The organism is Micromonospora sp. CPCC 205539 (assembly GCF_036906815.1).
Taxonomy (GTDB): domain Bacteria; phylum Actinomycetota; class Actinomycetes; order Mycobacteriales; family Micromonosporaceae; genus Micromonospora.
Window position 1 is genome coordinate 1 of the sequence record NZ_JBAKHW010000030.1, and the last position, 22,747, is coordinate 22,747.

Below are 22,747 nucleotides of genomic sequence, written 5' to 3' on the forward strand. Positions count from 1 at the left end.
CGTCGCCGGGGGGGGGGGGGGGGGGGGGGGGGGGGGGCGGCGGGCGCCGCGGGGGAGGGGCTGGCTGGGCGGCGGGGTCAGGCGGCGCGGCGGTGGGCCGGGCGGCGTTGCTGCTGGTGGTGGTCGGCCAGCCGGGCTGCCCGGAAGGCGAACGTGGCGATCAGCACGGCGTTGCCGCAGCGGACGCAGACCAGCTCGGGGCAGTCGGTGCCGTGGTCGTCGCCGCAGAGGGGCGCCTCGAACGGTGTCGCGCCCTCGCAGACGTCGCAGTAGAGGTCGCGGTCCGACATGGGCGTCTCCTTCCACACTCCTGACGGCTCGCTTCCGGCACACAATGGAAGCGGAGAACTACTCGGCTGTAGTTTCCCACGCGGGTCCGACATATCCCCGCGCACCGTCGGTCCAGGCCTTCTGCCGGAGCTTCGACGCCGCCGCGTCGCAGGTCGCTCGACGTGATCCACTCGACATCACCGACATCGGGCGATTCCACCCGACCGGACACCCCGTCTCCATGGAACCCGAGTCGATCAGGGCTGGCGCCTGCGGACCCTGCTCCGCGTGGTCACACGGTCGTGGCGATCTCGATCCAGCGGTCGAGGGTGGCGGCTGCCGCGCCGGAGTCGATCGACTCGGCCGCGCGGTCCAGGCCGGCGCGTAGCGCCTCGGTGAGGTCGCCGTCCAGCGGACCCTGGGTGGCCAGTGCCGCCGCCGCGTTGACCAGCACCGCGTCCCGGATCGGGCCGGTCTCGCCGGCCAGCAGGCGACGGGCCACGCCGGCGTTGTACGCGGCGTCACCGCCACGCAGGTCACCGATGGTGGACCGGGGTACCCCGAGGTCCGTCGCGTCCAGCACAGCCTCGCGTACGGTGCCGTTCTGGGCCGCCCAGACCCGGGTCGGCGCGACGGTGGTGAACTCGTCCAGCCCGTCCTCGCCGCGCATCACGATCGCCGAGTCGCCGCGGGCGGCGAACACGCTGGCCATCACCGGGGCCATCCGGGCGTCGAAGCAGCCGACCGCGCCAGCCCGGGGGCGGGCCGGGTTGGTCAGCGGGCCGAGGAAGTTGAAGAAGGTGGGCACCCCCACCTCGCGGCGGACCGGGCCGGCGTGCCGCATGCCGGGGTGGAACCGGGCCGCGAAGCAGAACCCGATGCCCGCCTCCTCGACGCAGCGGGCCACCTGCTCGGGGCCGAGGTCCAGGGGGATGCCGAGGAACTCCAGCAGGTCGGCGGTGCCGCACAGGGAGGAGGCGGCCCGGTTGCCGTGCTTGACGACGCGTACGCCCGTGCCGGCGACCACCAGCGCGGTCATCGTGGAGATGTTGACCGTGTGGGCGAGGTCACCGCCGGTGCCGACCACGTCGAGCGCGGTGCGGCGCAGCTCCTCGGGGAGCACCACGGGGACCGAGCGACCCAGCATCGCCTCCACGAGGCCGGCCAGCTCAGCCGGGGTCTCACCCTTGGCCCGCAGCGCGATGGCGAAGCCGGCGATCCGCGCCGCGCTGGCCGAGCCGGTCATGATCTCGTCCATCGCCCAGTGGGTGTCGGCGGTGGAGAGCTCGTCGCCGCGCAGCAGCGCGTTGAGCAGGTGCGGCCAGGTCCGATCGCCCATGGCGGGCCTCCCGAGCGTGCGAAGTGCGGGGTGGGCTGGAACGGGCGCCGACGGGTCCGGCGCCTGTCGGTGCCGGGGAGCGGGGGACGTCAGGCGGGTGCGTGCGTCCGCAGCAGCTCGGCCACCGTGCTTCCGGTGGTCACCGGGTCGAGCGGATGCACCAGCGTCGCGTCGACCTCGGCGTACGCGGCGAGCCATCGGTCGGCGGCGCGGGCGATCACCACGCAGGTCGGGGGAGCCTCGTCCCGGTCGTCCTTGATCTGCCGGGCGATGCCGATGCCGCCGCCCGGGCTCGCCTCGCCGTCGAGCACCAGCAGGTCGATCTCGTAGTCGTCGACCAGTCGGATGGTCTCGGCGTAGGTCGACGCGTCGACGAACTCGATCCGCAGCCCAGGCGCGGGTCGGGTGCCGATGGCGAGCCGCATCCGGTCACGGACCTGCGGGTCGTCGCTGTAGAGCAGGACGGTACAAAGACGCTCGCTCATGCCGGCACTCCGCTTCGCTCCGTGCCGTCATGAGGCACCATCGCACTGAGCCCGATGATTCGTTCGCTGCGCTCGCTCATGCCGGCACTCCGCTTCCACCTCGTAGCTGCCCGAGATCGTACCGGTCCAGGTGACGTAGCCGACACCGCGCCCGCCGTGCGTACCGTCGGCGCAGCTCAGGCCGGGGTGCCTGCGGCGCGCTCGCTGGCCTCCTGGCGGTCCAGCTCGCGGTCGATCCGGCGGGCCTCCCGCTCGGACTGCTTGACCCACTGCACGACCAGGACCGCGATCATGGTCACGCTGACGAACTCGCCACCGGCCCACAGGATGCCGCCGGCGAGCACCTGGTCGTCCCAGGGGTCGGCCCAGCCCAGGTGCAGCGACGGGTACCAGTCGCCGCCGAACAGGGTCGTGCTCTGCATGATGGTGAGCCCGAGCACTGTGTGGAACGGCACGGAGAGCAGCATCAGCAGCGCCCGGGCCGGGTACGGCCAGCGGCCGGGCAGCGGGTCGAGGCCGAGCAGTGGCCAGAAGAACAGGCAGCCGGTGAGGATGAAGTGCGCGTGCACCAGTTCGTGTGCCCAGGCGTGTACCAGCGTGAAGTGGTACAGATCGCTGAAGTACAGCGCGAACGGGTTGACCACGAAGATGGCGAAGGCCACCAGCGGGAAGCTGAGGACCCGGGCGACGCGGCTGTGCACGATCGCCAGCAGTCGCTTGCGGGGCCCGACCGGCAGGGTCCGCAGGGCCAGAGTCATCGGGGCGCCCAGCGCAAGGAAGATCGGCGCCACCATCGAGAGCACCATGTGCTGGATCATGTGCACCGACAGCAGCGCGGTGTCGTAGGCGTGCAGCCCACTGACCGTGACCAGCGCGATGCCGCCCAGGCCAGGCACCAGGAAGAAGACGGTACGGGCGACCGGCCAGCGGTCGCCGCGGATGCGCAGCCGGTACACCCCGTAGAGGTAGAGGCCGGCGGCGAGTACCAGTCCGAGGGCCAGCCAGCTGTCCAGCCGGGTCGCGGTCAGCACCGTGCCGACGGTGAACGGCGGCGGGGCCGAGGTGGCAGTGAAGATCGGATCGACGTGCAGCACGCTTTTCAGGCTAGGCCAGGCGAACCGGACCTTGTCGCTCGGGCCACGGAAGGCGCAGGTTTGCCACCCCGCTGATCGCCGGCCCCGGTCAGGGGCAATAATGACGGCGTGACTGCGGCCCCAGCCATTGACAAGAGCCGGATCCACTCTCTGACGCGACCCAACATGGTCAGCGTCGGGACGATCGTGTGGCTCTCCAGCGAACTCATGTTCTTCGCGGCGCTGTTCGCGATGTACTTCTCGATCCGCGCTGCGGCGCCGGAGCAGTGGGAGAAGCACACCGAGGCGCTGAACATCCCGTACGCGACCACCTTCACGGTGATCCTGGTCCTCTCCTCGGTGACGTGCCAGCTCGGCGTCTTCGCGGCGGAGAAGGGTGACGTGCACGCGTTGCGGCGCTGGTTCACCGTCACCTTCGTGATGGGCCTGATCTTCGTGCTCGGTCAGGTGAACGAGTACCGCCACCTGATCGAGGACGGCGTCAAGATCAACGCCGATGGCTACGGCTCGATGTTCTACCTGACCACCGGCTTCCACGGTCTGCACGTGACCGGCGGCTTGATCGCCTTCATCATCTTCATGGTCCGCACGACCATGGGGCGGTTCACGCCGGCGCAGGCGACCTCGGCGATCGTCGTGTCGTACTACTGGCACTTCGTCGACGTCGTGTGGATCGGCCTCTACGCCATGATCTACTGGCTTCAGTGATCTTGGCGCGTCACGTTCCGCGCCGCTGCTCCGTCCCCTGAGACAAGGTCCAACCGGTTAAGGACACAGCTCATGACTTCTGACAACGACCGCCGACGCGGTCTGCTCGCGCGGCTGCGCGGGCGGCCCGCCGTGCGCAGCAGGGGCCGCCGCCGGCTGGGCGCCGCGGTCCGGCTGATCGCCGCGCTGATGCTCGCCGGCGGCGCCTACACCGTCTTCGCGCCCGGCGCCCAGGCGCAGGACAATCCGCCGCTGACCGGCGCTGCCGCCGAGGGCAAGGCGCTGTTCGACGTGAGCTGTGTGACCTGTCACGGGCGCAACGCCCAGGGCGTCGAGGGCCGCGGGCCGAGCCTGATCGGCGTGGGCGCCGCCTCCGTCGAGTTCCAGGTCAGCTCCGGGCGGATGCCGCTGGCCCGCCAGGAGGCCCAGGCGCACCGCAAGCCCCCGGTCTTCACCGACGAGCAGGTCCGCCAGCTCGGCCAGTACGTCCAGGAGCTCGGCGGCGGCCCGATCGTCCCGGAGGGCGACGACCTGCACGAGGACGGCAACGTCGCGGCCGGCGGCGAGCTGTTCCGGATCAACTGCTCGCAGTGCCACGCGTTCGGCGGCGGCGGCGGTGCGCTCTCCTCGGGCAAGTACGCCCCGAGCCTGCACCCGGCGACCGACCGGCAGATCTACGCGGCGATGCTGAGCGGCCCGCAGAACATGCCGGTGTTCGGGGACAACCAGCTCCGGCCGGAGCAGAAGGCCGACATCATCGCGTACATCCAGGAGACGCTGAAGAACGACCAGGACCCGGGTGGGTTCAACCTTGGTCGGTACGGGCCGTCCACCGAGGGCCTGGCGATCTTCCTGGTTGGCATCGTGGCGCTCGTGTTCGCTAGCCTGTGGATTGCGGGTAAGTCGTGACCGAGCGGATCGTCCAGTTCAGTGCTGTGGTGCCGCTCGGCGCCACCCGTAGCGAGGTGACGGCATGAGCACGCACACCGAGCACCCGGCCCCGCAGGGCCGGGAGCCGCTCGACCTGAACGCCCCCGGGCTGACCCGGTTCGACGTCGTCCGCGAGGGCGCGCGTCGGGACGACATCGAAATCGTCCACTACGAGCCGCAGGTGCTCCCCGGCACCAAGGCGGAGCGCCGCCTGACCCGGGTGGTCGCCGGCTTCTTCCTGCTCACCGGCCTGGCGGCGACCGCCTTCCTGGCCATCTACATCTGGTGGCCGTGGGAGTACGCTCCCGGCCGCGGCGGTGACAAGTTCTACACCCCGCTGCTCGGCGCGACCCTCGGTGTGGCCCTCCTGGCCGTCGGCTTCGGCATCCTGACCTGGGGCAAGAAGCTGCTGCCCAAGGAGGTCTCGATCCAGGACCGGCACGAGGGTGTCGTGGACGAGGACAGCCGGAACATCACCGGCCAGACCATGCTCTACATGGCTGACGAGCTGGGTGTGAAGCGTCGCCCGCTGCTCGGCATCTCGCTGCTGGCCGGTCTCGCGCCGGTCGCCGCGGTCGCCGCCGCACCGCTGGTCGGCGGTCTGATCTCGCAGCCGCACAAGAACAACCAGATGTTCACCACCGGGTTCGCCGCGGCCGAGGGTGGCCAGCGGATCCGCCTGGTCCGCGAGGACGGCCGTCCGGTGCGTCCGGCGGACATCAGTAGCGGTGGTCAGCTGACCGTCTTCCCGGGCATCGAGCACGGCGTGAGCAACAAGCACGCCGACTCGCCGACGCTGTTGATCCACCTGCGGGACACCGACGCGGACAACTCCCGCCGGGCGAACGAGCGGGTCGGTCACGGCGACTACATGTGGGGCAACTACGCGGCGTTCTCCAAGATCTGCACGCACGCCGGTTGCCCGGCCAGCCTGTTCGAGCAGCAGACCAATCGCCTGCTCTGCCCGTGCCACCAGTCCCAGTTCCTGATCACCGACAACGCCCGGCCCGTCTTCGGCCCCGCCAGCCGGCGGCTGCCGCAGTTGCCGATCGAGGTGGATTCCGAGGGCTTCTTCGTGGCGAAGTCCGACTACACCGAGACCGTCGGGCCTGATTTCTGGGAGCGGCCATGAAGCGTCGAAAGTTTGACCTGGCAGCGGCACCCGGCAAGGCCGCGGTGGGAGTGGACGACCGCTTCCAGGTGTCCACCCCGCTGCGCAAGCTGCTGAACAAGGTCTTCCCGGACCACTGGTCCTTCCTGCTGGGCGAGATCGCGCTGTTCTCGTTCGTGGTGCTGCTGCTGACCGGTGTGTTCCTGACCTTCTTCTACGAGCCGGCGATGACCGAGGTGGTCTACGACGGCAGCTACGCCCCGCTCAAGGGCACGCCGATGTCCGCCGCGTACGCCTCCAGCCTGGACCTCTCGTTCGACGTCCGCGGTGGTCTGGTGATGCGGCAGATGCACCACTGGGCGGCGCTGCTGTTCATGGCCGCGATCGTCGTGCACATGCTGCGCGTCTTCTTCACCGGCGCCTTCCGCAAGCCGCGTGAGACCAACTGGATCATCGGCTCGCTGCTCTTCTGGGTCGGCTTCCTGGCCGGCTTCACCGGCTACTCGCTGCCGGACGACGGCCTCTCCGGCACCGGCCTGCGGATCGCCTCGGCGATCATGCTGTCCATCCCGGTGATCGGCACCTGGGTCACCTCGTCGATCTTCGGCGGGGAATTCCCGGGCGAGATCATCATCAGCCGGTTCTTCATCGCCCACGTCCTGCTGATCCCGGGTCTGCTGCTCGCGCTGATCAGCGTCCACCTGGGCCTGGTGTTCAAGCAGAAGCACACCCAGTGGCCCGGCCCCGGCCGGACCAACAACAACGTGGTCGGCGAGCGCATGTTCCCGCGGTACGCGCTCAAGCAGGGCGGCTTCTTCATGGTCGTCTTCGGCGTCATCGCGCTGATGGGCGGTCTGTTCCAGATCAACCCGATCTGGCTGTTCGGCCCGTACGAAGCGTGGGTGGTCTCGGCCGCCAGCCAGCCCGACTGGTACGTCATGTTCCTCGACGGTTCGACCCGACTCATGCCCGCCTGGCAGATCAACATCCCGATCGGTGACGGATACGTCATTCCGCCGCTGTTCTGGCCGACGGTGGTGCTGCCCGGCATCCTGGTGGGCCTGTCGACGATGTACCCGTTCCTGGAAGCCCGGCACCTCAAGGACCGCAAGAACCACAACCTGCTCCAGCGGCCCCGCGACGCACCTGCCCGGACCGCCGTCGGCGCGATGGCCGTGTCGTTCTACGTCGTGCTGACGCTCTCGGGCGGCAACGACGTGATCGCGGACAAGTTCATGATCAGCTTGAACGCGATGACCTGGGCCGGCCGGATCGGCCTGCTGGTGATCCCGCCGCTGGCGTACTACGTCACCTACCGGCTCTGCCTGGGCCTGCAGCAGCACGACCGGGAGGTGCTGGCGCACGGCGTGGAGACCGGCATCATCCGGCGCATGCCGGACGGCCGGTTCGTCGAGGTGCACCAGCCGCTCAGCGCGTCGAACGGGCACGCGGACGGTCACGGCGAGCTGGAGTACGTCGGCTGGGTGGTCCCGAAGAAGATGAACCGGCTCGGGGCCCTCGGTCCCGCGATCCGGGGCTTCTTCTACCCGATCGAGAAGCCGGTCGAAGCGCCGGTCTCGCCGGGGCACCCGCCGGTCGAGCCTCGGCCCGAGCGCGCGGAGATCGGCAGCGGCGACAGCCGGCGCTGACCCCCCGAACGCACCTGAACGTGGCGCCCGCCGGATCTCCGGCGGGCGCCACGTCGTTTCTCCGCCCACCGCCCATCCGACCAGGAGTGGGACGGCCACGGCGGGACCGGTAGACCCCGCGCGACGGGCGATCGCAGGAATAACCCCCGTGAGCCGGGTATCCGAGCGGTCCAACGTCTCAAGGGGGGGAAGCATGTTGGGTATCAAACGCCTCGGCCTGTTGGCCGCGCTGGTACTGGTCGGCGTTGCGCCGGCTGCGGCCGCGCAGGCCGCGGCACAGCCGTCGACGCAGGACACCCAGTATCTGCAGGCGGTGCACCAGGTCAACCTGTTCGAGATCACCGCGGGTGACCTGGCCCAGCAGAAGGGCCAGAACCAGGGGGTCAAGGACCTGGGCGCGATGTTGAAGACCGACCACACCCAGCTGGATCAGACGGTGCAGCAGACCGCGTCCCAGCTCAACGTGGAACTGCCGAACGAGCCCAGCGCCGATCAGCAGACGGTCATCGACAGGCTGAACAACGCCAGCGGCAAGGAGTTCGACCGGGAATGGGTGACGGCGGAGCTGGCCGGCCACGTCCAGAGCATCCAGGCCACCCAGACGGAGATCTCGCAGGGCTCCGAGCAGTCGGTGGTCCAGTTGGCGCAGAACGCCCTGCCGACGCTGCAGGCGCACTACGACGAGTTGGTCCGGCTCGCCAACCAGCTCGGCATTCCGGTCCCGCAGACCAGCGCCAGCGGTACGCCCAGCCCGGGTGGCACCTCGCCGCCGGCTCCGGGCACCACCGAGACGCCGGCTCCGGGCACCACGGAGGCTCCGGTCCCCGGTGGCACCGAAGCCCCGTTGCCGGGTGGCACCGAGGCCCCTGCTCCCAGCGCAAGCTGACGTAGCGGCACAGCACGACGGCCGGTCCACCCACGCGGTGGACCGGCCGTCGCGCGTCGAACGACGGTCTCAGTCGGCGTCGGCCAGGCCGATCGCGAACGCCTCCTCGAGGTCGAGCTGGGAGTACGCCCGGAACGCGATGTGCGACTCGGTGTTGAGGACGCCCGGCACCTTGGAGATGCTGCCGGCGATCACCTCGGCGATCTGGTCGAACTCGCGGACCCGGACGATGGCGATGAGGTCGACGTGCCCGGCCACCGAGTAGACCTCGCTGACGCCGGGAAGGTTGGCCAGATTCTCCGCCACCTCGGGGATCGCGTCGGTGGCGCAGTCGATCAGCACGATCGCGGTGATCACGGGGCATTTCTCCGTTCGTCGGCGTCGTCGCCCATGCTAGATGCTTCCGCCCGGGCTCGGAGGCGGGAGCCGTCGCGGCTCAGCCGCGCGCGTTCGCCGGCACGGTGCAGCCGTCGGACGCCCGGATCACGTCGCGCAGCCGCTCGTCGGCGCGTACCGTCGCGCCCGGCCAGAGCACCGTGCGCCGCACGTCGCCGAGCACCCGCGCGCCAGCGCCGACCACGGACTCCGCGCAGTGGCCGGTCACCGTGGCGGCCGGGTCGACCAGGGCGCCGCCGGCCGCCGCGTGCAGGTTGGCAGCCAGGTAGTCGGCCGGCGTGCCGGTGTCGTAGAAGGTGCCCGGATAGGCCACCACCTCCAGCGCGCCGGCCGCCTCGGCCGGCCGCCAGACCGCGCGTACCAGGTCGGAGAAGACCACCGGCAGGTCCCGGACCAGCCGCCACGGCAGCAGCGAGAAGCCGGTGAAGTCGTGCCCGGCGAAGGTGCCCGGCGCCGCCGGGTCCGCGGCGGGCTGACCGAGCAGGCGTACGCGGTGGCCGTCCCAGCCGTCGAGCAGCGCGGCCACGTCCGGGCCCGGGGGAGCGGCCGGGTCGGCGAGGTACGCGTCGGCGTTGCCGACCAGCACCGGCCGCCCGTCGATCCAGTCCCGCAGATTGGCCACCCCACCCGCCGTGCCGAGCGGTGCGCCGGGCTCCACCGACAGGTGGGCGCGGTCACCGACGTGCGCGACCACCTGATCGGCGAGGTAGCAGGCGTTCACGGCGACGTGTGCGGGCCCGGCCAGGCCGAGCCCGGACAGCCGGGTCAGTGCCCGGTCCAGCAGCGGCACGTTGCCGACCGGGCAGAGCGCCTTGGGCACCCGCTCGGTGAGTGGACGCAGCCGGGTGCCCTCGCCCGCGGCGAGCACCACCGCGCAGACCTCCGCCGGCCCGCCGGCCGCCGCGGTCACGGCGTGGTGTCGGGCACCGGTGGCGGGAACTGCCCGGCCAGCGGCCCGATGTCGTAGTAGGCGAGCAGTCGGGCGGTCGCCCAGGTCAGCTTGGGCAGGTCGTCCAGCGGGTGCCAGGCGGCCTCGAAGACCTCGGCGCCGTCGACGACGAGCTCGGTGCTGGTGGCCGGCACCTCCACCTCGAAGACCGTGTCCACCCAGCCCTTCGCGTGCACGATCGCGTTCGGTACGGCGGGGCGCAGCCGGGACGGTGGGAGCCGGATGCCGGACTCCTCGAACAGCTCACGGGCCGCGCCCACCACCGGCGCCTCGCCCCGGTTGAGCAGACCGGCGGGCAGCGACCAGCCCTTGCCCGGCGGCTGGCGCAGCAGCAGCAAGCGGCCCGCGCCCGTGGCCTCGGCGTCGCGGACCAGGGTGACCGCACCGACGATGTACTTGGGCACGGCCAGCCGGACCAGGCGACGGCGCACCGGCAGCGGCAGCCGGTAGAAGGCCTGGTAGAAGATGGCCCGACCGGTGGCACGGGAGCGGGGGATCATGACCCCAGGCTAGTGGTCACGAATGTCCTTCGGACGCGCTGGGGCCCGACCGGTCACTGTCGATGGTCGACCAGGTCGATGAGCTGGCGTACCACGGTGTCCGGTTCGATCACCCGGTCGAACACCGCGACCAGCAGCGTCTCCAGGTCGGGATAGCCCAGCTCTTCGGAGAGGCGCAGCAGCGGCAGGTCGCTGGCCAGCCCGCGGTTGTGCTGGCGCAGCGCGAGGCCGATGGTGGCGCGGCCGAGGCGGACCTTGTCGCTGATCGTGATGCCCGGCTCGGTGTGTTCGGCGAACCACCGGTTGATCTGCATCTGCGCCTGCGGTGACTTGACGAAGCCGAGCCATTCCCGGCTCGGGCCGCGCGGCGCCACACCCGCCTCGAAGCCGTTGTCCGCGTCGTTCTCGGTGAAGATCTCCACCACGTCGCCCTCGTCCAGCTCGGAACTCAATGGCGCCAGCCGGCCGTTGATCCGGGCGGCGAGGCAGTGGTCGCCCCGTGCGTTGCCCAGCTCGTAGGCCAGGTCGACCGGTGTGGCACCGGCCGGGAGCACGACCTGCCGCCCGTCGGCGAAGACCTGGATCTGCCCGTCGGCGAGGTCGCAGCGCAGCGACTCGAGGAACTGCGCCGGGTCGGCGGCGTCCGGCTCCCAGTCGAGCACCCGACGCAGCCAGTCCAGTTGCTCGGCCCGGGATGCCGCGCTGCTGCTCGCGCGCGGGAAGCGGAAGTCGGCGGCGATGCCGTACTCGGCCGAACGGTGCATCTCCTCCGTGCGGATCAGCACCTCCACCGTGCGGTCCTGTGGACCGCGGATGCTGGTGTGCAGCGAGCGGTAGAGGTTGTTCTTCGGTGAGGCGATGAAGTCCTTGAAGCGGCCGGGGATGGGTCGCCACGTGCCGTGGATCGCGCCCAGCGCCGCGTAACAGTCGGTGGCCGGGCCGTCGACCACCACCGAGATGCGCGGCAGATCGTACGGCGCGGTGTGGCCGCCGGCGATGGTGTCCTTCCAGATCGAGTAGAGGTGGCGGGGGCGGGGGCTCACCTCGGCGTCGACCCGGCTGCGCCGCAGCGCCACCCGGGCCCGGGCGACCACCGCGTCGAGGTACGCGTCCCAGCCTGGCCGATCGTGCACGTGCCGGGCCAGCCGGGCGTGCTCGTCGGGCTCCAGGTGCAGCAGCACCACGTCGTCCAGCTCGCGCTTGAGGCTCTGGATGCCGAGCCGGTCACAGAGCGGGACCAGCACCTCCTGGGTCTTGCGGGCGATCCGCTCCCGCGACGCCGCGGAGCGCACACCGAGGGTGCGCATGTTGTGCAGCCGGTCGGCCAGCTTGATGATCAGCACTCGGACGTCCTTGGCGGCCGCGACGATCATCTTGCGGATCGTCTCCGCCTCGGCGGCCTTGCCGTAGAACGCCTTGTCGAACTTGGTCACCCCGTCGACGAGGTGCGCGACCTCGCCGCCGAAATCCTCGGAGAGCGCCTGGAGCGTGTAGCGGGTGTCCTCGACGGTGTCGTGCAGCAGCGCCGCCACCAGCGTGGTGGTGTCCATGCCCAGCTCGGCGCAGATCTGCGCCACCGCGAGGGGATGGGTGATGTACGGTTCGCCGCTCTTGCGGAACTGCCCGCGGTGCATGTTCTCGGCGATGGTGTACGCGCGGCGCAGCACCGCGGGCTCGGTGCCGGAGTGGATGCCACGGTGGGTGCGGACCAGCTGGGTGACCGGGTCCGAGTCGGTGGTCGGCCAGGTGAGCAGCGACCGCAGCCTGCGAGTCAGCGGCAACTCGCCCGACTGGGTCGGCAGGGCGCCCCCCAGGGCGGCGCCGTGTCCGGCGTCGACGTCCACGAGGGACACCTCCTCACCCCGGCCCCACGGCGCCGGAAACCCGGCGGTCGGGGGCAGGCCCACGAAACGGGCAGGACTGCACTTCTCTAACAGCCTAAGCGAGGTGACGTAGTCCGATCGGACACTTGGTCATGAGCGTTCGGTCGAGAGTTGGTGGGACGCCCCGTTCTCGGCCTTCGCCAGCAGGTCACGGAACCGGGCCGCGCCACCGATCGGTGAGGACCATCCGGAGGACATCTCCACCAGTCGGGTCTCCGGCCGTTCCAACCAGGACAGGATGCGTTCCGACTCCTCTGCCGTGGCCGCCGGCACCGGGCCGTGCCCACCGGGCACCGTCTCCGCGGTGGCCCGGATGTCGCGCAACGTCGGTCGCGGGTGCACGCCCGGTGGCGAGACCCCAGCGCCGGCCAGCCGACCGTGCCGAACCAGGGCCAGCTCCCAACCGCCGCGCGCGGCCGGCCGGGCCGCGGCCAGCTCGACGATCCCGGTCAGCGCGGCCAGCCGCTGCATCCGCACGGTGGCGCGCAGGACCGCCGCGAGTCGGGACCGCACCACGGCGGCCTCCTCGTACCGCTGGTCGCGGGAGAGCACCTCGATCCGGGCCAGCAGCGCGTCCACCACCGGCTGCGGGTCGCTGGCGGTCGCGGTCCGGAACGGCGCGGCGGCGCGGTGGTCGTACTCCTCGGGGGTGATCTTGTGCTCGCAGGGTGCCGGGCAGCGACCCAGCTCGGCCAGCGCGCAGGCCGGCGTGACCGTGCGCAGCGAGAGCCGGTGCGTGCACTGACGCAGCGGCACGGCGTCGTGGAAGCCCGCGGCGGCCAGCTCCGCGGCCCGCCGGGAGGTGAACGGCCCGAGGTAGGCGGTGTCGGCGGGGGAGATGTCGCGGACCACCGACAGCCGAGGGTACGGACCGTCGGTCAGCTTGAGCCAGACCATCCGCTCCGGGTACTTCGACCGACGGTTGTAGGGAGGGGCGTGCGCGGCGATCAGCCGCAGCTCGCGGACCTCCGCCTCCAACGAGTGCGCGCACTCCACCGCCTCGACCCGCTCGGCGGCGGCCAGCATCTCGGAGATCCGGGCGCGCTTCTCCCCGGCGGTGAAGTAACTGCGCACGCGGGTGGCGATGTCGCCGGAGGTGCCCACGTACAGCGGACGCTCGTCGGCGCCCCGGAAGATGTAGACCCCCGGGACCTTGGGCAGCCCCTCGGCCAGGTGCTTCTTGCGGCGCTGGGTCGGGGTGACCGCCCGGGCGAACTCGATGGCCTCGCCGACCGTGTCCACCCGGTGCCCGCCCAGCCGGGCGATCAGCCCGTGCAGCACGTCGACGGTGGCCTTCGCGTCGTCCAGCGCCCGGTGGTTGGGCTGGACGGCGGTGCGGAAGTAGGCGGCCAGGGTGCCGAGCTTGCGGTTGGGCACCTCGTCCCGGGTCAGCACCCGGCGGGCCAGCGCCGCGGTGTCGAGCACCCGGGGGTTGGGCCAGCGGTAGCCGTGCTTGGCGCAGGCGGCCTTGAGGAAGCCCACGTCGTAGGGGGCGTTGTGGGCCACCAGCACGGCATCGGCGAGGAACTCCAGGAAGCTGGGCAGCACCTGCTCGATCGGCGGCGCCGGCATCAACATGGCCTGGGTGATCCCGGTCAGCACGGTGATGAAGGGCGGAACCGGCTGCCCCGGGTTGACCAACGTGGCCAGGACGCCCAGCTGCTCGCCGCCCCGCACCTTGACCGCGCCGATCTCGGTGATGCCGCCGCCGTCCGGTGCGCCGCCGGTGGTCTCCAGGTCGACCACGACGAAGGTGGTCGCGTAGAGCGGCAGCGCCGGGTCCACCCCACCGACCGCCGGGTCGAGACCAGCCAGCGACTCCTGGACGTATTCCGTTTGTGCCATCGGCGGCACGCTAGCGCGTCGGTCCGACACTCCCGTCACAGCCGCCCCACCAGTAAGCATGGGGGTAGGATGAGAGATCGGCTCACTCACCGGGCGGTGGGCCCGGTCGCGGTGGGAGACTTGCCACATGCCCCTCACCGAGCCGTCCGACGACCACCTCCCGCAGGAGGATCCGGTCGCCGCACGTGACGGTGCCATGGGCGACCCGGGCGCTGCGTTCGACCCCGCTGCCGCGTTCGACCCGGGTGACGGGCCCGTGATCATCGAGCCGGAGCCCACCCTGCCCGAGCCGGTCCGACAGCGGATCGTGGCGCTGACCGCCACGGTGCTGCCCGGGCTGCCCGCCGACGAGGTCCCGGTGCCGTTGCGTCGGGTGGCCAAATTCGCTCCGAACCGCCGGGCCCGGCTCGGCGCGCCGGTCATCGCCGCCCAGCTCACCGCCGACCCGCTGTTTCGGCAGCGGGTCACCGCCCGGGTGCTGGCCGACGCCGGTGACCTCGGCGCAGCCGTCGTCGAGGGCACCGCACCGGCCGCCGCCGACCCCGTCGAGGTGGCCGCCCTGGCGTACCTGGCCCGGCCGCGCGGCTGGCGGGAGCTGATCGACGCCAGCGGCGCGGCGGTCCGCGCCGAGGCGGACAGCGCGGTCGTCGCCGAGCTGGTCCGCGAGGCCGAGCAACGGGCCACCCGGGCCGAGCACGACCGGGCGGTGGCCCGGGTGGAGGCGGAGAAGCTCCGCGACGAGGTGGCCCGGGTCCGCGAGGAGCTGGGCCAGCTCCGCGAGGAGTCCCGCCAGCTCGCCCGCTCACTGCGCGAGACCCAGGCCCGCGAGCGCAAGGCCACCGAGCTGCTGGCTACCGAACGCGGCCGCGCCGCGCGTGCCAGCGCCGACGTCGACGCCGAGCTGCGCCGCGCCCGGGCCCGCCTGGCCGAGGCCGAGTCGGCGGCCGGGGTCGCCCGGGCCAGCGCCAAGGAGGCCCGCTCGGTCGACGACGCCCGGCTCTGGCTGCTGCTGGAGACCATCGGTCAGGCCGCTGTCGGGCTGCGCCGGGAGCTGGCACTGGATCCGGTGGACAAACTCCCCGCCGACTTCGTCGCCGACGCGTTCGCCGAGCAGCCAGGCGCCGCGCCGGCCGGGCCCGCCGCGCGCGCCCGGGACACCGACGACCCGGCCCGGCTGGACCAACTGCTCGCCCTGCCCCGGGCCCACCTGGTGGTGGACGGCTACAACGTCACGAAGCGCGGCTTCGGCGAGATGTCGCTGGAGCAGCAGCGCAAACGCCTCATCACCGGGCTGGGCGGAATCGCCGCGCAGACTGGCGACGAGGTCACCGTGGTCTTCGACGGCGCGGAGCGGATGCACGGGCTGCCGCCCGCGCCGCGCGGCGTACGCGTGCTCTTCTCCCGCAAGGGCGAGACCGCCGACGAGCTGATCCGGCGCCTGGTCCGCGCCGAGCCGTCGGGCCGTCCGGTGGTCGTGGTCTCGTCGGACCGCGAGGTCGCCGACGGGGTACGCCGCCACGGGGCCTACCCGCTGGGGGCCGACTCGCTGCTGCGGCGGCTGGCCCGCTCCTAGCCGCCTCCGGCCGGCTCGCCCGACTCGCGCGCGCCGCCGCGTGGGCACCCGAGCGCGCGCCGTCGCGTGGGCACCCGAGCGCGCGCCGTCGCGTGGGCACCCGAGCGCGCGCCGTCGCGTGGGCACCCGAGCGCGCGCCGTCGTGTGGGCACCCGAGCGCGCGCCGTCGCGTGGGCACCCGAGCGCGCGCCGATCTAGGGTCTATCACTGTGAGTTGATCTCGAGTCACGACGATATGCCCTAGATCGACGCGCCGGGGGGGCACGCACCACCACGGTGACGGGTGGCCCGGGTCTGGGGTGCGGGGTGGGCTAGCGTTTGGGGGTGGCTGTTCGGCCTTCGCGGCGAGGTGGCGGTAGATCGCAGGTACGCGCGCCGCTACGACCTCGGCCTCCGGCCCAGCTGGACCTGGCGACCCTCGAAGATCATGATCTGGAGACCGAGGCCACGTTCCGGCGGTTGGGCTTCGTCGACCTCGACCTCTCCGGGCGTTCGGCGGACGCCGTGGAGTTCGAGCAGTGCCGGTTCCAGAGGGCCGACCTGAGCAGCACCCGGCTCGACGGGGCGACGTTCACCGACTGCCTGTTCGAGAGCACGAATCTCGCGAACCTGCGGGCCGAGCGGTCGTCGATGGTGCGGGCGCGGTTGACGACGCTGCGGATGACGGGTGTGCACTGGGTCAACGGGGCTCTGCGGGACGTCACGATAACGGACTGTCGGCTCGACCTGTCCTCGTTCCGGTTCACGGATTTCCACAGCGTCGTGTTTAACGGGTGCAACCTGACCCGTGCCGACTTCCAGAACGCCGACCTCAGCGGTGTGCGATTCGAGAAATGCGACCTGACGGGCGCGCAGTTCTCGCAGGCGACGCTGGATGGCACGCGGTTCGCCAACTGCGACCTCGTCGGCATCGGCGGCGTGACGAGCATGGCTGGTGCGATCATCGCCCAGCAGGATCTGGCCGCCCTGTCCTTCACCCTGGCGGGCGCGTTGGGAATCCAGATCGAGGACGACACCGCGGGCCCCTAGCCCCCGAAGCGGTCACCGAACCGGATCTTGTCGTACCGCGCTTTCGGCACGCAGGAGGTCTTGCGCCGGCCGTCACCCGGGCAGGTTGACGACCCGAGCCCCGATTCCGACCGTCCACGTCGAGGGCTAGCCGAACGTCAACGCGTACGCCTCGGTGCCCGGCGCATCGAACGTGATCTCGAGGGTCCGGTCGCGGACCGCGTCGTGTTCACGGACGAGCTGGTAGAGGCGCCCCTCCCGGAGCAGACCGTCGCCGTTCTCGTCGGTGTCGGTGCCGTGCGACAGGCCCGGCGGCTCGCCGTCGAGGAGCACGCGGAAGGGAATCGGCTCGTGGGCTCCGGGGGACAGCACGAGGTGCCCGTCGCGCGCGTGGAACCGGTAGGCGATGCTTCCGCCGGCCTGGTCGAGCACGGCCCTCTCCGACCCGATCGTCCACTGCCCGGTGAGCGCCCAGTGATTGAGGCGCAGGCTCTCGGGGAGCCGGTAGTTGCGGGGTTCGTCGAGCGCCGCGCCGTCGGGTGACGCGAAGTTCGCACCGCGTCCGTACCCGAGGTACGTCTCGGGCGTCCGCAGATGGTCCCAGTCGGCCTCCGCCTCCGGGCCGAACCCCTCGACGTCGACGAGGTCGCGCTCGATGCCGAGCAGTTGCTGGATGACGCGTTCGGACTGCTCGTAGCGTCCTTCACCGAAGTGGTGGTCGCGGATGACGCCGTCGCGGTCGACGAAGTAGAGCGCCGGCCAGTAGTGGTTGTCGAAGGCGGTCCAGACGCCGTAGTCGTTGTCGACCGCGACCGGGTAGTCGATGCCGCGCGCCGCGACCGCCGGTCGGATCCGGTCGACCTCGTGCTCGAACGAGAACTCCGGCGTGTGCACGCCGATGACGATCAGCCCGTCGTCGCGGTAGGCCTGCGACCACGCCCGGACGTACGGCTCCGTTCGGAGCCAGTTGATGCACGTCAGCGTCCAGAAGTTGACGAGGACGACGCGGTCGCGCAGCTCGGCGGGACCGAGCGGCTCGGAGTTGAGCCACTCGGTCGCCCCGCCGAACGAGGGCAGGTGCAGACGGTCGGAGAGGCCCATCTAGCGAAGCGATCGGAACGCGGTGCGCAGCTCCTCCGAGAAGAGTTGCGGCTGTTCCCAGGCCGCGAAGTGCCCACCCTTGTCGAGCCTGTTGTAGTAGATGAGGTTGGGGTACGCCTGCTCGGCCCAGCTCTGTGGTGCCGGATAGAGCTCGTCGGGAAAGACGCTCACGGCGACCGGGATGTTGATGTTGCCCTTGGCGGCGAAGAACGAGAGCGCGTTCTCCGCGTACAGGCGCGACGAGGAGATCGCCGTGTTCGTCAGCCAGTACAGCGTGATGTTGTCGAGCACGTCGTCGCGAGAGAGACCGCCGGCCTTCCCGGCGAAGGCCTGCGCGATCAGGTCCAGGCTGCGGATGTCATGGTCGAGCAGGAAGGCCGCCAGCCCGACGGGCGAATCGGCCAGGCCGGTGAGTGTCTGCGGGCGCGTCTGCATCATGAGGGCGTACGCGACGTGTTTCCAGATGTAGTCCAGCGCCTTGCTCGCCTGCTTCTCGTCGGCGGAGAGGTCGGACGGCAGCTTGCCGGACGCGTTGTTCGCGCCGGTGATGTCGGACTGGAACAACGTGTCGATGTCGGGCGGGACCGCACCGGGCATGTTGGAGTGGATGCCGAGCAGCTCCGGCGGCGCCTGCACAGCCATCTGGTCGACGACGAGCGCGCCCCAGTCACCGCCCTGCGCCACGAATCGCGTGTATCCGAGGCGCTTCATCAACTCGGTCCAGGCCTGCGCGGTGTGCTGGGCGTCCCAACCGGAAGCCGTGGGCTTGCCCGAGAAGCCGTAGCCGGGCAGCGACGGAATCACCAGGTGGAAGGCGTCCGACGCGTTCGCGCCGTGGGCCGTGGGATCGGTGAGCGGCTCGATGATCTTCATCTGCTCGATGACCGACCCGGGCCAGCCGTGCGTGACGATGAGCGGCAGCGCATCCTCGTGCTTCGAGCGGACATGGATGAAGTGGATGTCCAGCCCGTCGATCGTGGTCATGAACTGCGGCAACGCGTTGAGCCTCGCCTCGACCTTGCGCCAGTCGTACTCTTTCTCCCAGTAACGGGCGAGTGCCTGGATCGTCGCGAGCGGCACGCCCTGCGACAGGTCGTTGACGGTCTCCTTGTCCGGCCACCGGGTGGCCGCGACGCGTGCCCGCAGATCTTCAAGGTCCGCCTCGGGGATCTCTACCGAGAATGGCCGGATCTCCGTGGTGCCCGTTGACGCTTTGGTCTTGACAGCCATGCGTGCCTTCCTCTCCATGTGAATTCGTGGGAGGTCGAGCGGGGCCTGACCTGCGCGACGCCGCCATCTTTTCGGAGCGTAGAACGACGCGAGCGGTGCTCGCGGCAATATGGGCAGCCTGGATACGGGGCCGGTGATGTCGGGGTAGGCCGGCGATCGGGATACCCCGGTATCGCTGATCTCGAGTTGATCCCAGCCCAATCGCCGGGGGCGGGGCGGTTGTCCGGGTTTCTGTCGTACCCGGTGGCTAGCGTCAATGTGACCGACGGTGCTCGGCCGGCGACGACAGTGTGTCGGCCGGGCACCGCGAGCCGATCAGGAGGCGTGATGCTCATCGACTGCGACGGGTGCGCGAAGCGGGAGGGCGACTGTTCCGACTGCCTGCTGACCGCCCTGTTCGACGAGACGTCCCCGGCCGCCGGGCTGGTCGCCGCCGAGGTCGGGGCGATCGAGGTGCTCGCCCGGGCCGGCTTCGACGTCGAGGTGCTGGCGACGCCCGCCCGCGCCGAGGCCACCCGCCGCCACACCCCACGACGGGTGGCCTGACCACCGCACCGCGCCCGGACCGGGCTTTCCGCGGGCCATAGGATGGGCGGTCACGGCGGGAGGAGCGGCGGCATGAGCGGGGTACGGCGCGACGACGGCAGGCCCGCCGACAGCGGCGAGAGCGTCCGCCACACGACGGGTACGGCGGTGTCCCGGTGACCCCGCGCGGCTGGGCGCTGCTGACCCTGGCCGGGTTGACCGTCGCGCTGGTGGTGGTCGCCGCGCTGCTCATTCCGTGGCACCGGCCGCCGGCGCCCCGGGCCGACCAGCTCGCGGCGCTGCGCGACCTGCCGGCCGATCAGGTGGCCCGGGGGCGGGAGTTCCGCGCCGCGCTGCGCCCCGGTGGGTACGCCGCGCTCGGCGTCGGCCTGCTGGTCGCCCTGGCTCTCGGGCTGACTCCGCTGGGCAGCCGCCTGGTCGAGGTGGTCGGCCGGCCGTTCGGTGGGCACTGGGCCGCTCAGGCGGTGCTGGGCGGGCTGGCCGTGGTGCTGGTGGCCGACCTGGTGACCCTCCCGTTCTCCGCCTGGCGGCAGAGCGTGCTCACCCGCTACGGGCTGAGCACCAACGGCTGGAGCGGCTGGGCGATCGACCTGCTCAAGTCGTACGCGGTCAGCGCAGTGATCGGAGCGGTGGCGCTGTTCGGCTTCTACGCGGTCATCCGGCTCGCCCCACGCTGGTGGTGGGCGTTCGGCGCCGGCGGCGCGGCCCTGCTCGTGGTGCTGCTGTCATTCGTGCTGCCGGTGCTGGTGGAGCCGGTGTTCAACCGGTTCACCCCGCTGGAGCAGGGCCCGTTGCGCACCGAGCTGATCAGCATGGCCGCCCGGGACGGGGTTCCGGTGCGCGACGTGCTGGTCGCTGACGCCTCCCGGCGCACCAAGGCGGTCAACGCGTACGTCTCGGGTCTGGGGCCCACCCGGCGGGTCGTGGTCTACGACACGCTGCTGCGCGAGGCGACCCCCGACGAGGTGACCGCCGTCGTGGCGCACGAGTTGGGGCACGCGAAGGACCGGGACGTCGCGGCCGGCACGTTGACCGGGGCGCTGGGTGCCGCTGCCGCAGTGGTGGCGCTCTACCTGCTCGGCTCGTGGGCGCCGCTGCTGCGCCTCGCCAACGTCGACTCGGTCGCCCAACCGCGCGCGTTTCCGCTGCTGCTCGCCCTGGTCACCGTGACCGGGCTGGTCGCCGCTCCGGTGCAGGCGCTGATGTCCCGTCGGGTGGAGGCGCGGGCCGACGCGCACGCGCTCGCGCTCACCGGCGACCCGGCGGCCTTCGAGGCGATGCAGCGCCGACTCGGCTCGGTCAACCTCGGCGACCCCGACCCGCCGCGCTGGGAATACCTCTACTCGGCCTCACACCCGTCCACCGTGGAGCGGATGGCCGCCGCCCGCGCCTATGCCCGGGAGGCCGGCCGGTGAGCCGCACCCTGCTGATCACCAACGACTTTCCGCCGCGTCCCGGCGGCATCCAGTCCTTCGTGCACAACCTCGCGGTGCGTCAGCCCGCCGGCTCGGTCGTGGTCTACGCGTCGAGCTGGCGGGGGGCCGAGAAGTTCGACGCCGACCAACCGTTCGAGGTCATCCGGGAGCGCACCAAGGTGCTGCTGCCCACCCCGCTGATCGCCCGCCGGGCGGCCCGGCTGGCCCGCGCGTACGACTGCGACACCGTGTGGTTCGGCGCGGCGGCCCCGCTCGGGCTGCTCGCCGCCGGCCTGCGTCGGCGGGCCGGGGTGCGCCGCGTGGTGGCGCAGACCCACGGCCACGAGGTCGGGTGGGCCGCGGTGCCCGCCGCCCGGCCGGCGCTGCGGCGGATCGGTCGTGGCGTCGACGTCACCACCTACCTCGGCGAGTACACCCGCAGCCGGCTGGCCCGGGTGTTGGACGGGCTGACCGACCTGCGCCGGCTGGCGCCCGGGGTCGACGTGGACACCTACCACCCGACGGTGAGCGGCGATCCGGTCCGGGCCCGGCTGGGGCTGACGGACCGGCCGGTGGTGGTCTGCGTGTCCCGGCTGGTGCCGCGCAAGGGACAGGACATGCTGATCCGGGCACTACCGGAGATCCGCCGTCGGGTGCCCGACGCGGCGCTGCTGATCGTCGGCGGCGGTCCGTACCGGGCGACCCTGGAAAAGCTGGCGCGGCAGGTCGGTGTGGAACGCGACGTGGTCTTCACCGGGTCGGTGCCGGCGGCCGACCTGCCGGCCCACTACGCGGCGGGCGACGTCTACGCGATGCCCTGCCGCACCCGCAACCGCGGGCTGGACGTGGAGGGGCTGGGCATCGTCTACCTGGAGGCGTCCGCGACCGGGCTGCCGGTGGTGGCCGGCGACTCGGGGGGCGCGCCGGACGCGGTCCGCGAGGGCGAGACCGGCTACGTGGTCGGCGGTCGGGACGTCGCCCAACTCGCCGACCGGGTGGCCCGGCTGCTCGCCGACCGCGACCTGGCCCGTCAACTGGGCGCGGCCGGGCGGGCCTGGGTGGAGCGGGAGTGGCGCTGGGAGGCGCAGGCGCAGCGGATGGCCGCACTGCTCGCGGGCTGACCGCCGGCTGGCCGCGTCGCGCGGGTCAGGTGGCCGGTGAGCGCGCAGGCGCGTAGCGGGGCACGTACTCCTGGCCGGTGAGCTGTTGGATCGCGGCCATCACCTCGTCGGTGACCACTCGGATGTCGCGGGGCCCGTGGATCCGGTCGGCGACCGGGATCGGCGGGCCGAAGCGCAGGGTGACCGGGTGCCGGCGGGGCAGCCGGGCGTCGACCGGCAGCACCTCGGCGGTGCCGAGCACGCCGACCGGGACGATCGGCACCCCGGCGTCGCGGGCCAGTCGGGTCATTCCGGTGCGGCCCCGGTAGAGCCGGCCGTCCGGGGAGCGGGTGCCCTCCGGGTAGACGGCGACCAGACCGCCGGCGCGCAGCACCGGCACGGCGGCGTCGAGGGCGCTGAGGGCGGCCCGGCCGCCGGCACGCTCGACCCGGATGGCGCCCATGCCGTTGACGATCTGCCGGTTGACCCAGCCACCCGGACCGCGGCCGGTGAAGTACTCGGCCTTGGCCCAGAAGGTGACGTGCCGAGGGGCCGCGCTGGCCAGGAACAGCTCGTCGGCGACGGACAGGTGGTTGCCGGCGAGGATCGCGCCACTGTGGCGGGGCAGGTGCTCCAGCCCTTCGATGCGCGGTCGCCAGGCCAGCCGCAGCGTGGTGCCGACGGTCAGCTTCATGAGGTCGTACAGCAGGGGCACGGGTCCTCCGTGGG

22 protein-coding genes are annotated in these 22,747 nt (G+C 71.8%); 10 read left to right on the forward strand and 12 right to left on the reverse strand.

The annotated features are described in order from the left end of the window. Positions 1–77 precede the first annotated feature (77 nt). From V6V47_RS23565 to V6V47_RS23580, 4 genes are all read right to left on the reverse strand, one after another. Positions 78–290 carry a hypothetical protein gene (locus V6V47_RS23565; RefSeq protein ID WP_334630502.1) on the reverse strand — a complete coding sequence of 71 codons (213 nt, stop codon included), beginning with the start codon at positions 288–290 and terminating at the stop codon, positions 78–80. 272 nt (positions 291–562) lie between these two features. Further along, positions 563–1,609 (reverse strand): anthranilate phosphoribosyltransferase, encoded by a 1,047-nt coding sequence (gene trpD, locus V6V47_RS23570; protein ID WP_334630503.1) that lies wholly within the window; start codon positions 1,607–1,609, stop codon positions 563–565. Positions 1,610–1,698: 89 nt separating this feature from the next. Further along, positions 1,699–2,094, reverse strand: a complete 396-nt coding sequence (locus tag V6V47_RS23575; protein ID WP_334630504.1) for a hypothetical protein — start codon at positions 2,092–2,094, stop codon at positions 1,699–1,701. Between the two features lie 176 nt (positions 2,095–2,270). Next, positions 2,271–3,188: a cytochrome c oxidase assembly protein gene (locus V6V47_RS23580; protein ID WP_442934294.1), complete on the reverse strand. Its 918-nt coding sequence runs from the start codon at positions 3,186–3,188 to the stop codon at positions 2,271–2,273. Positions 3,189–3,296: 108 nt separating this feature from the next. On the opposite strand from V6V47_RS23580, the gene ctaE reads away from it, so the two are divergent. From ctaE to V6V47_RS23605, 5 genes are all read left to right on the forward strand, one after another. After that, positions 3,297–3,896, forward strand: coding sequence for an aa3-type cytochrome oxidase subunit III (gene ctaE / locus V6V47_RS23585; RefSeq protein ID WP_334630505.1), 600 nt, complete (start codon positions 3,297–3,299; stop codon positions 3,894–3,896). A gap of 72 nt (positions 3,897–3,968) precedes the next feature. After that, positions 3,969–4,805: a cytochrome bc1 complex diheme cytochrome c subunit gene (gene qcrC, locus V6V47_RS23590; protein WP_334630506.1), complete on the forward strand. Its 837-nt coding sequence runs from the start codon at positions 3,969–3,971 to the stop codon at positions 4,803–4,805. Between the two features lie 64 nt (positions 4,806–4,869). Continuing rightward, positions 4,870–5,958: a cytochrome bc1 complex Rieske iron-sulfur subunit gene (gene qcrA, locus V6V47_RS23595; protein ID WP_334630507.1), complete on the forward strand. Its 1,089-nt coding sequence runs from the start codon at positions 4,870–4,872 to the stop codon at positions 5,956–5,958. Then, the gene (gene qcrB, locus V6V47_RS23600) at positions 5,955–7,586 is read left to right on the forward strand and encodes a cytochrome bc1 complex cytochrome b subunit (protein ID WP_334630508.1); all 1,632 of its coding nucleotides are present in this window, start codon (positions 5,955–5,957) and stop codon (positions 7,584–7,586) included. Before qcrA ends, qcrB begins: the two co-directional genes overlap by 4 nt. Before the next feature lie 193 nt (positions 7,587–7,779). Then, positions 7,780–8,472, forward strand: a complete 693-nt coding sequence (locus V6V47_RS23605; protein ID WP_334630509.1) for a DUF4142 domain-containing protein — start codon at positions 7,780–7,782, stop codon at positions 8,470–8,472. Positions 8,473–8,541: 69 nt separating this feature from the next. Here the strand turns inward: V6V47_RS23605 and V6V47_RS23610 are convergent, their stop codons facing one another. From V6V47_RS23610 to V6V47_RS23630, 5 genes are all read right to left on the reverse strand, one after another. Further along, positions 8,542–8,829, reverse strand: a complete 288-nt coding sequence (locus V6V47_RS23610) for an Lrp/AsnC family transcriptional regulator (protein ID WP_334630510.1) — start codon at positions 8,827–8,829, stop codon at positions 8,542–8,544. Positions 8,830–8,908: 79 nt separating this feature from the next. Further along, positions 8,909–9,778, reverse strand: coding sequence for a nucleotidyltransferase family protein (locus V6V47_RS23615; protein ID WP_334630511.1), 870 nt, complete (start codon positions 9,776–9,778; stop codon positions 8,909–8,911). Beyond that, entirely contained in the window at positions 9,775–10,317 is a 543-nt protein-coding gene (locus tag V6V47_RS23620) for an NUDIX hydrolase (RefSeq protein ID WP_334630513.1), read from the reverse strand. The genes V6V47_RS23615 and V6V47_RS23620 overlap by 4 nt, the downstream gene beginning before the upstream one ends. A 53-nt stretch (positions 10,318–10,370) precedes the next feature. Further along, complete coding sequence (locus V6V47_RS23625) at positions 10,371–12,161, reverse strand: RelA/SpoT family protein (protein WP_334630578.1); 1,791 nt, start codon at positions 12,159–12,161, stop codon at positions 10,371–10,373. 129 nt (positions 12,162–12,290) lie between these two features. After that, positions 12,291–14,045: a DEDD exonuclease domain-containing protein gene (locus V6V47_RS23630; protein ID WP_334630514.1), complete on the reverse strand. Its 1,755-nt coding sequence runs from the start codon at positions 14,043–14,045 to the stop codon at positions 12,291–12,293. Between the two features lie 127 nt (positions 14,046–14,172). Between V6V47_RS23630 and V6V47_RS23635 the strand changes: the two genes are divergently transcribed. Continuing rightward, the gene (locus V6V47_RS23635; RefSeq protein WP_334630515.1) at positions 14,173–15,618 is read left to right on the forward strand and encodes an NYN domain-containing protein; all 1,446 of its coding nucleotides are present in this window, start codon (positions 14,173–14,175) and stop codon (positions 15,616–15,618) included. A gap of 324 nt (positions 15,619–15,942) precedes the next feature. Further along, positions 15,943–16,647, forward strand: coding sequence for a pentapeptide repeat-containing protein (locus V6V47_RS23640; protein ID WP_334630516.1), 705 nt, complete (start codon positions 15,943–15,945; stop codon positions 16,645–16,647). A 126-nt stretch (positions 16,648–16,773) separates the two neighbouring features. On the opposite strand, the gene V6V47_RS23645 is transcribed toward V6V47_RS23640, so the two are convergent. Further along, positions 16,774–17,727, reverse strand: a complete 954-nt coding sequence (locus V6V47_RS23645; RefSeq protein WP_334630517.1) for a redoxin domain-containing protein — start codon at positions 17,725–17,727, stop codon at positions 16,774–16,776. Further along, the gene (locus V6V47_RS23650; protein WP_334630580.1) at positions 17,728–18,957 is read right to left on the reverse strand and encodes an epoxide hydrolase family protein; all 1,230 of its coding nucleotides are present in this window, start codon (positions 18,955–18,957) and stop codon (positions 17,728–17,730) included. Positions 18,958–19,284: 327 nt separating this feature from the next. On the opposite strand from V6V47_RS23650, the gene V6V47_RS23655 reads away from it, so the two are divergent. The 3 genes from V6V47_RS23655 (at position 19,285) to V6V47_RS23665 (ending at position 22,039) form a co-directional block, all read left to right on the forward strand. After that, positions 19,285–19,503, forward strand: a complete 219-nt coding sequence (locus V6V47_RS23655; RefSeq protein ID WP_334630518.1) for a hypothetical protein — start codon at positions 19,285–19,287, stop codon at positions 19,501–19,503. A gap of 155 nt (positions 19,504–19,658) precedes the next feature. After that, a complete protein-coding gene (locus tag V6V47_RS23660; RefSeq protein ID WP_334630519.1) occupies positions 19,659–20,918 on the forward strand; it encodes a M48 family metallopeptidase in 1,260 nt (419 codons plus the stop codon). Continuing rightward, entirely contained in the window at positions 20,915–22,039 is a 1,125-nt protein-coding gene (locus tag V6V47_RS23665) for a glycosyltransferase family 4 protein (RefSeq protein WP_334630520.1), read from the forward strand. Before V6V47_RS23660 ends, V6V47_RS23665 begins: the two co-directional genes overlap by 4 nt. Positions 22,040–22,064: 25 nt before the next feature. Here the strand turns inward: V6V47_RS23665 and V6V47_RS23670 are convergent, their stop codons facing one another. Beyond that, a complete protein-coding gene (locus V6V47_RS23670; protein ID WP_334630521.1) occupies positions 22,065–22,733 on the reverse strand; it encodes a lysophospholipid acyltransferase family protein in 669 nt (222 codons plus the stop codon). Positions 22,734–22,747 lie beyond the last annotated feature (14 nt).